This window comes from Hyphobacterium sp. CCMP332 (assembly GCA_014323545.1).
Taxonomy (GTDB): domain Bacteria; phylum Bacteroidota; class Bacteroidia; order Cytophagales; family CCMP332; genus CCMP332.
The window spans coordinates 3,003,163-3,016,320 of record CP058647.1 but is presented as its reverse complement, the minus strand read 5'-3'; the positions used below and the strand labels follow the sequence as shown (position 1 = coordinate 3,016,320).

Sequence of the window (13,158 nt, the reverse complement as noted above, 5' to 3'; positions counted from 1 at the left end):
AAGCATGAAAACACTTAATCCTTACATCATGTTTAACGGAAATGCCCGAGAGGCGATGGGGTTCTATTCAAAATGTTTTGGTGGCAGACTTGAAATTAAAGACTATAATGAGGTTCCTGAAATGAAAGTTGATGAAAAGGATCTAAATAAAGTCATGCATGCAGCCTTATATACTGAAAATGCGGTGATTATGGGATGTGATGATCTGAGACTCGGAAAATCAAAACTTAATCGCAATATCCAATTATCAATTGATTGTATTTCAGAATCAGAATTAACGAGGTATTTTTTCGTTTTGGCGGAAAATGGAGATATAACTATGCCACTTCAGGATACATTTTGGGGAGCCAGATTTGGAAAGGTCACCGATCAATTTGGAGTTAAATGGATGCTGAGCTACGAAAGGCACTAAAATTAAATCTTATACTACCCATTTTTACAGTTGGTTTTTTATGCCTCCTATCTAATCCTATTTATTCGCAGAAAAACAGAATGTCTGTTTTTCATGATAATAATGGCAATTGTGGATATAAAAATGCCAAAGGTGAAATACTTCTCAAACCGGGACTCTTTGATTTTTGCTTCAGTGATTCTTCGGAATTCTTTGTTTCCGTTGCAGGAAAAAATGGCAAGATATATGCGATAAATTATAATACCGATACACTTTTTGAAATCTATAAAATTGATAACGGCCCTGATTATATTTCAGATGGCTTATTTCGTTTTATAAACATCGACAAAATTGGTTATTCCAATTTTAAAGGAGAAATAGTAATACCCGCAAAATTTCAATGTGCCTTCCCATTTAAAAATCAAAAAGCTAAAGTGAGTTTTTATTGCCAGAAGTCAGAATTTAGCGAATATAAAGTGCCTTTCAGTGATTCCTGGTTTTTTATAGACAAGAATGGTAAACGTGTTGATTGAGAAAGAATATTACATGTGTAAAGGATAATTTGTCTTAGGATTTATCCCCAAGCCAATTGTCTATAATTTTATAAAGTAATTAGATCATCCAAATCAAATCATTTTTGCAAAAGAATATATCAGAAATCAACAGTTCGGTGTTTACTTCAATATTTAATAATACCGTAGGCCCTGAAAACAGCCTAACCAGTTTTGCTAATACTCTTCCAAACATTGTTTGGATAACGGATAAATATGGCAAGATGCAGTATTGCAATGATTATGGATTAAAATACCTCGGGATTGAAAATTCTGAAATCTCTGATGAAGAATGGGCCTCTACTGTTCATCCGGCTGAAATTGAGTCAATTAAGCTATTATGGAACGAAGCTACCGCAAATAAAAAAGCATTCACCAATACACAAAGACATAAAAACAAGTCAGGGGATTACCAGTGGTTTAAAGTTAGTGCAAATCCATTTTTTGATGAATCCGGAGAGATTAAAAACTGGATTGGAATCAGCATCAACATTGACGAAGAAATTCGTTCAAGTGAGGAATTAAAAGCAGCAAATACCAGATTAGATCTCAGTATCCGAAACAGCAAGTCCGGAATTTGGGATTGGGATTTAAAAAAGGATGTCATCGTGTACAATGATAACTGGTGGGAGATGCTTGGTTTTAAAAAGGGTGACTTAGAAGAAAACACCGCCATTTGGGAACGATTATTACATGAAGATGATAAGAAAAAAGCACTTCAAACCCTGGATGATCATATAAAAGGGAAAACTGAATTTTATGAATCGATTTATCGACTCAAAACCAAATCCAATGAATGGCTTTGGATTTATGATACAGGGCGTGTTATAGACAGAGGTGCCAATGGTGAGGCTTTGCGTTTTATTGGGATGCAGCAAGATTTTACATCACGTAAATTTCACGAAGATTTTATTAAACGAAGTGAATCCAACATGCGAATTCTGGCCGAATCCGCCCAAACTTTAATGGAGCTGCGTTCTCAAGATGAAATAAGAGAACATTGCGTTGATGAAATTTATAAATACATAGGAGGCCGTGGAATTGTAACCTATACTTCGTATGAGGATGGGGGTAAAAGATGGAGAATAATAAAAATCAAAGGTTACTCGACTCTTCTTAAAAAAATAAGTAGTTTATTAGGAAAACCAATCGAAGGATTATCAGGACCCACGGATAGACAATCATTGGATACAAAAACATCCGGAAAACTTGTTTCATATAAACCCAATATACCTGTTGTATTAAAAGGTGTAATTGGAAAGGCCTTGATACAAGCCTTAAAAGGGATAGTGAATCTTGAAAAGATCTATGCTATCGGAATTGCTAAAAACACTTTTGTACATGGAAATATTGCCATCATTCCAAAAGATGTAAATCTGGAATTAGATCATAATTTTATTGAGACAATTGTTTACCAAACAGCTTCAGCACTCGAAAGAAAAGAAATAGAGGAAAAAATTATTATGCAAAACAGGGAGCTCTCTGACTTAAATAGCGAAATGGATCTGGTAATTAAAGGATTATCCCATGACCTCAAAGCACCTATAAATACTGCAAAAGGATTGTTAGACCTTGCTGAGGATGAATCCAATGCCGAATTTAATACTGAATTAAAATCCAATTTGCAAAAAAGTCTTAACAGACTGGATGATATCACCAATGATCTCCTGGGAATGGTATACAACCATCGTAGCTCGCTGGAAAAAACCAAAATCAATATTAAAAAAATAATTGAAGAGGTTATAGAGAACCAGGAAAACGAATCTGGTTTTAGTGATTCTGAATGGAATATTGAAGTTGAGCAAAAGGCAGATTTCTACCTGGATACTAAAAGAATCAAACTAATTCTTAGAAATTTATTTAGCAATAGCATTAAATATCGCGACAAAAACAAATCAAAAAATATAATCGAAATTAAAGCAATTTGTAAAAATGATTATTTAAAAATTCACGTTAAAGACAATGGCATTGGGATGAAAAAAGAGCAGTTGGCAAAAGTATTTGATATGTTTTACAGAGCGGACCATTCTACAAGAGGAATAGGTTTGGGCTTGCATATAATAAAACAAACGGTGCAAAAACTGGATGGTACTATCGAAATAAATTCTGTTTATCAGGAAGGCACTGAAATTATTTTTTCTATACCAAATATGGGGAAATAATAAGCTATTTTGGATTTATGAATAATTATGACTCCAATTCTTCCTACCTGTTAATATTGCTTTTAACTGTCTTCATTTCAGGAAGTTGTAAAAGCGGAAAATCTGCCTCCCAAGCAGATAATCAATTTCAGGCCGGATTTAAATTTATCGATTTTGGTTATGGCGGAGGCTTTGCAGGAACCTATAATTATTATCGTTTGATGGAAAATGCTAATCTATGGAAACTCGAAAACAATCATCCCACATCTCGAATCAATAGAATTCCCCTGGACGATATAATATCAATTGATGTTCTAAGTAAGGATTTAATCAATTCTGACTTCCAAAGCAATATGAGAGGTAACATGACCTATTTCTTAACCATACGTATCGATACAACTGATTTTGAGTACATATGGAAAGAAGAAGCAGACCCTGTAGCCCACAAAGCCAGTGTGCTCTTCGACAAACTCGATGAGGTTCGAAAAAATTCCCTCAAAAACTAGTTATAATAAGGTAAAAAAGCATACTCTTCACCGTAATACAACATTTGTTCTACAAAATCGCTCGGATAAGAGATTTTAACATCGATTATTTCTTCGCCTTCCATAAGAGCTTCAAGTCTCGGCTGAATAAAACCAGAATAGGGTGCCATATTTAATTTTTCATAGCGACTTAAAACTTCATCGTGCATATTCTCATCTACTTTCACGCCATAATTTTCTATAAAAGCCATTCCGGCCTCATAATCGCCCTGACTTTTAATTCTTTGAATTTCCCGAAGCAACTCACCAAATAATTCGCGAAGTTTTTCATAGTCATTTATTACTACAAATGATTTGCCTTCCTTCAATTTAATCTCAACTACGTTTTCCTCTGCCCCTCTTTCATATACCCATTTTGATATCGCCTGCCTGTTTCTCATATGACTTTGCTGAATTTCCTGACCCGGTTCGATTCTTCTCAGCTGCAACATCAGACCATTTCTCAAATAGCCATCGTATTGTGCTTTCCCAACTTCCAATGAAGGAATTAAATCCAGATCAACAAGTTTTTGATCCATTATAAAATACAAGGCCACTAAATCCGCTCTTGCCTCCTCTAAAGGAGATGTGTAGTTTTTAAGTGTTTCTTTGGGTGTCAAAACACCCTCTTCAAGTTGTCCGCTGGCATGACCTATTACTTCGTGTAGGGCAGTATGCATTTTACCTGCGACGGAACCAAATTTTTTGCCTCGTTCTAGTTGAGCTTCATCCCAGGCAAATTCCTCCAATGAACTCCCCATTTGTTCATAGGCCTCCTTTATATTTCCCAGAGATACTGATTTTGAACCGTGCTCCTTTCTGATCCAATTTGAATTTGGCAAGTTGATCCCAATAGGCGTTGATGGTGCAGCACTTCCTGCTTCCATTACAACATTGATCACCCTGTAAGAAACACCTTTAACAGTATCTTTTTTGTGAACCTCCATGATACTCGAATTGTCTTCAAAATATTGTGCATTTTTTGAAAGTGCCGCCATCCTTTTACTCATTTCAAAATCTTTTATTGCAACAACGGATTCATAAGATCCTTTGTATCCAAGCGGATCATCATATACTTCAATAAATCCATGGATATAGTCAACCACAGAATTGGTATCACTTACCCAAACAACATTATATGCATCCCAAGTTTTTAAATCTCCGGTTTTATAATATTCTATCAGTAATTCCAGGCCTTCAGCTTGTGTTTCATTTTCTGCTACATCCTTAGCTTTATCCAGCCAGTATACCATTTTTTCCAGGGCATCAGAATACATGCCTCCGATCATCCATTTTTTCTCAAAAACCTCTCCCTCTTCTTTGACAACTTTTGAATTCAACCCATAAGCAATCGGTCTTTTTTCTCCTGGTTTTGAAATTGAAGCATAATAGTCTTCAACTTCCTTTTGTGTAACATTTTCGTAAAAATTAACTGCAGATCCGGATACCATATCTTTTACAGCTTGATTCTTTTTTATCAGATTGTCCTCATCTTCAAACAGGAGTTTTGACATATTGTCAATATACATTTGACCATTCTCATCTGGCATTGTCGGAAAATCCGGATGTTGACTGTCCACAATGAGCCTGGCAAATTCTTCAGCTGTAAAACCCGGTTTAAACTTATTGAAAGCATAGTGATGATGAATTCCGCTGCTAAACCATACTCTTTTGGCCCATATCATAAATCTTTGAAACAAATCAGAATTGCGGTCTCGGCTATAATGCTTGACAATATTTTCAATGGTCTTTCTGAACCTAATATTGTGCTTATAATTTTGATCGTAAAAAATATCCCTGCCACTCAACGCGGCTTGAGATAAATAATAAACCAGCTTTTTTTGCTTTAATGTCAATTGATCAAATCCGGGTACCTTATACCTAAGTATTTGAATATCAGCAAAGCGATCGGCCTTGTATTCAAATGAATTGAGCTTTATTTCCGGCTCCTCTGTTACATTTTCCTGCTTTTGCTCGCAGGCAAATAATGAAATACATATTAATCCTATTAAAATATATTTAAGCATAGTTCTGATTTTAGACTGCAAATAATAAGAAAAAACCGAAATTTGGCCTCATTCAATATAGATATATTATAGCCGTTTGTTATTTAATGTTGTTTAAAAATATAAGCAGAAGTTTAACCATCATTCTGGTAATTTCTTTGAATGCCTTTGCACAGGATTTGCAACGATCTCAATATTATGCCATTCCGATGGAATTAAACCCTGCTTATATAGGAACGTCGAAGTTTTTCTCGGCATTTATAAACTACAGAGTACAATACCCATCGCTGGAAAACGAATTTATTTCTTATAATTTCAGCGGTGATTATCATATTAAAAACACCAATAGTGGTGTTGGTCTCAGCATAAATGATGATAATTTTGGAGATGGAATAGTAAGGTCAAGTTCATTTTCCACAATGTTTTCAACCGGTGTAGAATTAAATCAAAAGTATTCCCTCCGCTTCGGACTCAAAGCAGGGCTAATCGTAAGAAGTATAGGTTTTTCAGACCTGATATATGCTGATCAGCTCGATGCTTCCGGAAATGTTTCAGGGCCGAGCTCGGAAAATTTTGAAGATTTTGGAAGAAAAACAATGGCAAGTGTGGGAAGTGGTGCCGTATTATTTCATGAAAATTTTTGGATAGGAGTTGTCGGCGACCATTTGAATAATCCCGATCAAAGTTTTATTACCAATGAATCAAAATTACCAGCTAAATTCGTTTTTCATGGAGGTTATAAATTCGCATTCATCAATGCTAACGGAAGAGTAAAAAAAGGTCTGAAAGAAGTGAGCTTAAGCCCTATGATGCAATACAAATTGCAAGGTCCGAGTCATCAATGGGATATTGGCGCGCATTTGATAGCAGAACCGGTGATTTTTGGGGTCTGGTATCGCGGCATACCACTTCCGAGTTTTGAAAGATCAGATATTCTTAATCAGGATGCAATCATTTTTATTGCGGGTTTGAAAATGGATGAATTTCGTTTTTCATATAGCTATGACCTTGGGATAGGGCCCCTTTATAACAGCAATGGAGGAGCTCATGAGATCACCTTATCACTGCGTTTTGGGTTTTATAAATGGGGAATTATCAAATCCTATCCAAAAATGCTTCCAATGCCAATTCTTTAAACGAAGCAGTATTTTTTTTCTAATTTTGCATGCCGAAATAATCGACCCCTAGCTCGTTCATGAATTTCAGTTCAAAATTAAATCAGGATGCCATTTTTCAAACAATTTCAGATTGTGCTGAGGATTTAAAATTTGAAACATACGTTGTTGGAGGTTTTCCGCGTGATCTGATATTGGACAGAAATTGTACCGATCTTGATTTTGTATGTGTTGGAAGTGGTATAGATCTGGCTAAAGCCGTAAAAAGCAAATTAAAAGGATCCTCAAAAGTGCAGATATATAAAAATTTTGGCACTGCTAAAATCAACTGGAAGAATTTTGATCTTGAATTTGTAGGGGCGCGGAAAGAGTCTTACGATCGGAATTCCAGAAATCCCGTCGTAGAAGATGGCAGTCTGGAAGATGATCAAAACAGAAGGGATTTTACTATCAATGCCATGGCCATTTCCTTAAACACATCGGATTATGGTGAATTGATTGATCCTTTTAAAGGTCTAGATGATCTTAAGAGAAAGATTATAAAAACACCCCTTGATCCTGAAATCACATTCTCTGATGATCCATTGAGAATGATGCGTGCCGTACGTTTTGCCAGCCAATTAAATTTTGATATAGCCTCTGATACATTTGAGGGAATAATTAATAATAAGAATCGAATTTCAATCGTCTCATTTGAAAGAGTTTCGGTTGAACTAAATAAAATTATTGAAAGCCCTAAGCCCTCTTATGGATTCAAACTTCTGGATTCCTGTGGATTGCTTGAACTAATATTTCCGGAAATGATTGCCTTAAAAGGTACTGAAACTAAAAAAGGTAAGTCTCACAAGGATAACTTTTATCATACATTACAGGTACTAGACAATGTAGCAAAAAATACTGATAATTTATGGCTTCGATGGGCAGCCATACTGCATGATATTGCTAAACCGGCTACAAAAAGATTTGATAAAAATGCGGGATGGACTTTTCACGGACATGAAGATTTGGGTTCCAGGATGGTTCCTGGCATATTTAGAAAATTAAAATTGCCTCTAAATGAAAAAATGAAATACGTGCAAAAGCTGGTCCGTTTACATCTGAGGCCTATTCCTTTGGTCCGCGATGAAATATCTGATTCTGCTTTGAGGCGTCTATTGTTTGAGGCTGGTGATGATATTGATGATTTATTGGCACTTTGTCGTGCTGATATAACCTCAAAAAACGAATCGCGTAAGAAAAGATATTTGAATAACCTTGATATTGTTAGCGAAAAGCTAAAAGAGGTAGAAGAGAAAGATAAATTGAGAAATTTTCAACCTCCAATTAGTGGACAGGACATAATGAAAACCTTTAATATTGGACCCTCTCCTGAAATTGGAAAAATTAAAACTGCGGTTCGTGAAGCAATTTTGGATGGAGAAATACAAAACAATAAACAGGAAGCTTTAAAATTGATGTACAAACTGGGTAATGAATTGGGTTTAAAGTCTCATGTACAGGAATAATTCAATATAATTACATGGAAATAAAATTTGAAATGAAAAAATTAGTATTAAGTCTCTTAATTATAGGATTGGTTAATGTTTCATTTGCCCAAAAAAAAGGCAAAAGTGAAGCTACACCAACAAAGACATTAGAATCAGGAATATCAAAGGAATTTGAATTACAAAAGTCCATAATGCGAAGAGCATTAAAATACAATGATGCTGTAGCTGCTAAGAATGCCTTGTTTAATATGATTGCCATGCAACCTGAGAGTAAAAATCTAGTGGACTCTCTGGCCATATTGTATTATCAAATGGGTTCATATACAGAGTGCATTTTGGTAGCCAGAGAAATATTGGAAGAAAGCCCTGACAAAACGGGCATATTGGAAATTAAAGCGATCTCTGAACAAAATCTTGGGTTAGCTAAATTGGCTCTGGAGGATTATGAGGTTTTATATCCAGTAACCAAGAATATTTATCATCTGTATCAGATTGCCACTTTACAATATGATTTAAAAAGATTTGGTGAGGCAGATTTAACCATTCAGGCTCTATTGGCGGATGAAAAAGTAGATGAAACAAAAATTCAGGTTTTTCTCGGTCAGGGCCAATCACAACAGGTGCCGATGAAAGCGGGGATATACAATATGCAAGGAATGTTGTTGCTCAATATCAACAAAGAAGAGGAAGCAAAAGCCAAGTTCGAAGAGGCACTTAAGCTCGATGAGAAATTTGTACTTCCAAAAAATAACCTCGCCGCAATGAGAAAAGCAAAAGAAGGCAAATAAAAAAGGGTTTTCTAAAGAAAACCCCTTTTTAGACCACTAAAACTCTTTGTCCATGAAAAACTACTAACCTTATAGGTAAGTATTCTTGATACCTTAAAGATACAATCCATCTTTATTAAACTATTACCGCTCATTAAAGGAATACGACCTCTGGTTAAATAAATAAGATTAAATGCCGATTATTTCTGTGCTAATTCCTGTTTTCAATGAAGACATAAGTGGTCTTGCCGAAGATCTGAGCAAGGCTGTGAAAATAGCCCAATCAAACATAGAAGTCATATTCTCTGATGACGCCTCAACCAATCAAGAGCTAAGTCAACAAAATGCCAAGTTTATAAGTAAGCTAAGCGGGTTTACTTACTCCATTCAAGAAAGTAATCTCGGATATTGCGAAAACCGAAATAGTTTGGCAGAACAAGCCCGTGGTGAATATTTACTTTTTCTTGATGCTGATATCAGATTGCTTAAGGATGATTTTCTCAAGAAATGGATAGAGCAAACACCAAGCAATATATTTCTGTGTGGCGGAAATGTTTACCAATCGAAAGCTCCGAAAAACCCCAAAAAAATTCTTAAGTGGAAACACGGGAAAAAAAGAGAAGAAGCGGTATTCACAATAAGAAATCTGAATCCGCATTTAAAATTTTGGGCCTCGAATTTTATGGTTATGAAAAGTCTTTTTTTACAGGTTCCCTTCGATCGGCAAAGTAAAAATTACGGTTACAATGATACAGTTTATGCCTACTTATTGATGAAACAAAATATTCCGGTGAAACACATAGACAATCCGGTACTCAATACAGGTTTAATTGAAAATCGTGAATTTTTAAAGAGAACAGAGGAGGCTATAGGCAATTTGATTTTCTTTGAATCCCAGGCTTACATTGAAAAAGATTTTAAGAAATTTATTTCATTGCTTTCTGTTGAAAACAAATTGAAAAAGCTGGGATTAAGGGCCACAGCAAAGTTCATTTTATCAAAAATCGAAAAGAAACTACTCAGGAATTTAATGTCAGAGTGGCCTAATTTGCGGAATCTCGATTTATTTAAATTGCATCTATTGCTTCAATTAAGGGATAAATAGATCTCTGACAATTTTCTTTCTTCATTACTCCAATTATACACTTTCTTTGCTCTGAGTGTATTTTCTTTCATTGTTTTGCATAAGGATTGGTCACTTTCCAATTGCTCAATGGCATGATTGATTTCGTTAAAAGAATCTATTAAAATGGACACTTTAAACCTTTCGTTGATCTTTTTGTATTCGGGAAAATTCATGCCAATTTGCGGGATTTCAGCATGTATATAGTCAAAAAATTTATTTGCAAGGCTGTAATAATAGCTTTTCCCTTTACCTTCGATTAGATTAAATCCCGCAAAAGCACATTTCGTTAAATCACGTAATTCTTCGGGTTTCAAATTACCTAATAGCTTAATTCTCTTGCCCAAGCCTTTGATTTCAATTTCCTTTTTAAGAAACTTTTTTAATGGGCCTTCGCCGGCTATTCTCAATTCCAGATTGTTTTGGCCAAATACCTGTAATAATTCTTCAAGACCCCTTCCTTTATTTAATACCCCTTGATATATATAGAAATGTTCAGAGGCTTTATCGGATTTATTCAATTCCATTAATTCCGGAGTATTAAGGACAACACGAAAATTGATATTAAACTTATTTTTGAAGATAACTGCCAGACTTTCGTTAACAGTATATGCATTTTTAACCCTTGGTATGAGGCTGTTTTCAAGCCATTGCCAAATCTTTTTTTCAAAAGACCTGCCTACCAGACCTGAAGTTTCAGAAAAGTATTCATGTGCATCAAAAACAAGTTTTTTACTTCTAAATTTTGCAACTATATATGAGGGAAGTAAAGTATCAGTATCTACCGCAGAAATGATATCTGTTCTTACAAATAATAGCTTAAAAAACAGTCGGACTGAAATCTCTAAATAAAACATTTTCCCTTTTTGAAATAGTGTGGGAATTCGTTCTTTTTGATAAATACTTTTGCCTAATGGAATTGAGTTTTTCTTTTTAAAACCAATAATTAGAACATCAAAACCGGCATTTGACAATGAGGTACATATTTTGATCATTCTCTGATCAAAATTGAGGTCATTAGAAACCGTGAATACAATTCGTTTCACCGTCTGAATTTACCAAATATCGGTGAAAGAAAAACTTTCGGATTTTGAATCGAAAATTTTATTCTCGGCACATTTAATGACTCTAGCCGGGATTTTCTCAATAAAGTTGTGATTATGCGTTGCCATCAAGACGGCTGTACCACCCTTATTAATTTCCTGAAATAAATTAAGAATTCCTTCTGCTACCTGGGGGTCGAGATTACCAGTAGGCTCATCGGCAATTAAAAGTTGTGGATCGTTAATCAGTGATCTTGCAATGGCAACTCTTTGCTGTTCTCCACCGGAAAGTTGATGCGGAAGTTTTGATCCCAAAGAGCCCAGGCCTACCCTCATTAATACACTGCTAAGTCTTTGCTTGATTTTTGAACTTTCCTTCCAACCTGTGGCTTTCATTACAAAAACAAGGTTTTCTTCAACACTTCTATCCATTAATAATTGAAAGTCCTGAAAAACTATTCCGATTTTTCTTCTGAGCTCGGGTATTTCCTTTCGAGGAATACCATTTATTCTATGACCAGCAATGACAATCTCGCCCGAATTGAATGGTAGATCCGCATAAAGTGTTTTAAGAAGTGAACTTTTGCCACTTCCGGTTCTACCTATGAGATAAACGAATTCTCCTTTGGTGACATTAAAACTAATGTCCTTTAAAACTGCATTTTCTTCCTGATAAATAAATGCGTTTCTAACTTCCAGAACAAGATCAGGAGCAAATGACATTATAATTCCAATTTTTTTAATTTTCCAAAAGGCAGGTCTTTTATCAGAGTTTCCAAAGCCTCTTCTTTCCCTTCCAATCCGTATTTCTCCAGTTTTTTTAAAGGTCTGTCAGCTCTAAAATAGGCCATAAGGATATAATTTTCATCCCTGAGCTGAATATAATCAGGTATTTTGGCTTTGCCTTTTACCTTGATGATATACATGAATTAATTGAATTTTTTGGCGTCCTCCAGAAACTTCTTAAGTCCAATATCTGTCAGGGGATGATTAAATAATCCCTTAATAACCGATAAAGGACAGGTGGCCACATCAGCTCCAATTTCAGCACATTGGACCAGATGCATCGTATGTCTGATGGATGCCGCCAATATTTCAGTTTCAATACCGTAATTATCAAATATCTGTACGATCTGCTCAATCAGATTGAGACCATCGCTTGATATGTCATCTAACCTTCCGATAAAAGGGGAAACATAACTGGCACCGGCTTTTGCCGCCATTAGAGCTTGTCCTGCATTAAAAATTAATGTGCAATTGGTCCGAATTCCTTTTTCAGAAAAATATTTGATGGCTTTTACACCATCCGGTATCATAGGAACTTTAACAACAATTTTATCATCGATTGCCGCAAGTTCTTCACCTTCTTTGATTATATTTTTAAAATCCGTAGCAATTACTTCAGCACTTACATTGTCATCTACAATATCGCAAATGGTTTTATAATGTTTGAAAACTGCATCTTTTCCGGAAATTCCAACTTTTGCCATTAAGGAGGGATTCGTGGTAACTCCGTCCAGGATTCCAAGTTCCTGAGCCTCCCTGATTTCGTCGAGATCGGCAGTATCGATAAAGAATTGCATGTGCTTTTTTTGTTTATGCGAATATAAAAAAAGCGAGCTGATATCGCACCGCTACAACCGCCTACCCTTGCTTCTGTCAAGACCTGGGGGATTCAGCAGGAGCTGGTCGTACCAACCCGCAGTGCAAAGCTAGAATATTAAAAGTTAAATGAAAAGTCTTATTGATTTTGGGGCCCACATTTCTTAAATAAAATTTTTGGCTTTTGTATTTTTAATGTTCAACCAATATTCAAAGTATGAAAAATAAGAGAAGACTGGCTCTGGGAATTGCTTTAGGCGCAGGCATTGGTGCCGCCATTGGAGTAGCCCTTGATGATTTGTCAAGCTATTTAGCATTGGGAATTGCTTTGGGGTTAATATTGGGAATGGGTCTAGGAAGAAAGAAAAAATGATACTAACGAATAATTCTTACTATTTTAAGACAGAT

General features: G+C 35.5%; 14 protein-coding genes. 9 read left to right on the top strand and 5 right to left on the bottom strand.

From position 1 onward, the window contains the following. Window positions 1-4 precede the first annotated feature (4 nt). From HZR84_13295 to HZR84_13280, 4 genes are all read left to right on the top strand, one after another. Window positions 5-412: a VOC family protein gene (locus HZR84_13295; protein ID QNL22872.1), complete on the top strand. Its 408-nt coding sequence runs from the start codon at window positions 5-7 to the stop codon at window positions 410-412. Then, on the top strand, window positions 385-924 hold the full coding sequence (locus tag HZR84_13290; GenBank protein QNL22871.1) for a hypothetical protein: 540 nt from the start codon (window positions 385-387) through the stop codon (window positions 922-924). Before HZR84_13295 ends, HZR84_13290 begins: the two co-directional genes overlap by 28 nt. Window positions 925-1,028: 104 nt before the next feature. Next, complete coding sequence (locus HZR84_13285; GenBank protein ID QNL22870.1) at window positions 1,029-3,104, top strand: PAS domain-containing sensor histidine kinase; 2,076 nt, start codon at window positions 1,029-1,031, stop codon at window positions 3,102-3,104. Window positions 3,105-3,121: 17 nt separating this feature from the next. Beyond that, complete coding sequence (locus HZR84_13280) at window positions 3,122-3,589, top strand: hypothetical protein (protein QNL22869.1); 468 nt, start codon at window positions 3,122-3,124, stop codon at window positions 3,587-3,589. On the opposite strand, the gene HZR84_13275 is transcribed toward HZR84_13280, so the two are convergent. Next, window positions 3,586-5,634 (bottom strand): dihydrofolate reductase, encoded by a 2,049-nt coding sequence (locus HZR84_13275; protein ID QNL22868.1) that lies wholly within the window; start codon window positions 5,632-5,634, stop codon window positions 3,586-3,588. The genes HZR84_13280 and HZR84_13275 overlap by 4 nt on opposite strands. Before the next feature lie 86 nt (window positions 5,635-5,720). Here HZR84_13275 and HZR84_13270 point away from each other — a divergent pair, with 86 nt between their 5' ends. The 4 genes from HZR84_13270 to HZR84_13255 all read left to right on the top strand — a co-directional run bounded on the left by HZR84_13270 (window position 5,721) and on the right by HZR84_13255 (window position 10,087). Then, window positions 5,721-6,749 (top strand): PorP/SprF family type IX secretion system membrane protein, encoded by a 1,029-nt coding sequence (locus tag HZR84_13270; protein QNL22867.1) that lies wholly within the window; start codon window positions 5,721-5,723, stop codon window positions 6,747-6,749. A 59-nt stretch (window positions 6,750-6,808) separates the two neighbouring features. Next, window positions 6,809-8,233 (top strand): HD domain-containing protein, encoded by a 1,425-nt coding sequence (locus HZR84_13265; GenBank protein ID QNL22866.1) that lies wholly within the window; start codon window positions 6,809-6,811, stop codon window positions 8,231-8,233. Between the two features lie 32 nt (window positions 8,234-8,265). Then, complete coding sequence (locus tag HZR84_13260; GenBank protein QNL22865.1) at window positions 8,266-9,003, top strand: hypothetical protein; 738 nt, start codon at window positions 8,266-8,268, stop codon at window positions 9,001-9,003. A 172-nt stretch (window positions 9,004-9,175) separates the two neighbouring features. Continuing rightward, complete coding sequence (locus HZR84_13255) at window positions 9,176-10,087, top strand: glycosyltransferase family 2 protein (GenBank protein ID QNL22864.1); 912 nt, start codon at window positions 9,176-9,178, stop codon at window positions 10,085-10,087. Here the strand turns inward: HZR84_13255 and HZR84_13250 are convergent. Genes HZR84_13250 through fsa form a run of 4 tightly spaced genes read right to left on the bottom strand, consistent with a single transcriptional unit; the run spans window position 10,069 to window position 12,731 of the window. Next, window positions 10,069-11,151 carry a glycosyltransferase gene (locus tag HZR84_13250; protein ID QNL22863.1) on the bottom strand — a complete coding sequence of 361 codons (1,083 nt, stop codon included), beginning with the start codon at window positions 11,149-11,151 and terminating at the stop codon, window positions 10,069-10,071. The genes HZR84_13255 and HZR84_13250 overlap by 19 nt on opposite strands. A 9-nt stretch (window positions 11,152-11,160) precedes the next feature. Then, complete coding sequence (locus tag HZR84_13245; GenBank protein QNL22862.1) at window positions 11,161-11,871, bottom strand: ATP-binding cassette domain-containing protein; 711 nt, start codon at window positions 11,869-11,871, stop codon at window positions 11,161-11,163. Further along, the gene (locus HZR84_13240; GenBank protein ID QNL22861.1) at window positions 11,871-12,074 is read right to left on the bottom strand and encodes a fructose-6-phosphate aldolase; all 204 of its coding nucleotides are present in this window, start codon (window positions 12,072-12,074) and stop codon (window positions 11,871-11,873) included. The genes HZR84_13245 and HZR84_13240 overlap by 1 nt, the downstream gene beginning before the upstream one ends. 3 nt (window positions 12,075-12,077) lie before the next feature. Further along, window positions 12,078-12,731: a fructose-6-phosphate aldolase gene (gene fsa / locus HZR84_13235; GenBank protein ID QNL22860.1), complete on the bottom strand. Its 654-nt coding sequence runs from the start codon at window positions 12,729-12,731 to the stop codon at window positions 12,078-12,080. A 236-nt stretch (window positions 12,732-12,967) separates the two neighbouring features. Between fsa and HZR84_13230 the strand changes: the two genes are divergently transcribed. Further along, on the top strand, window positions 12,968-13,123 hold the full coding sequence (locus tag HZR84_13230; GenBank protein QNL22859.1) for a hypothetical protein: 156 nt from the start codon (window positions 12,968-12,970) through the stop codon (window positions 13,121-13,123). The last annotated feature ends 35 nt before the right edge of the window (window positions 13,124-13,158 follow it).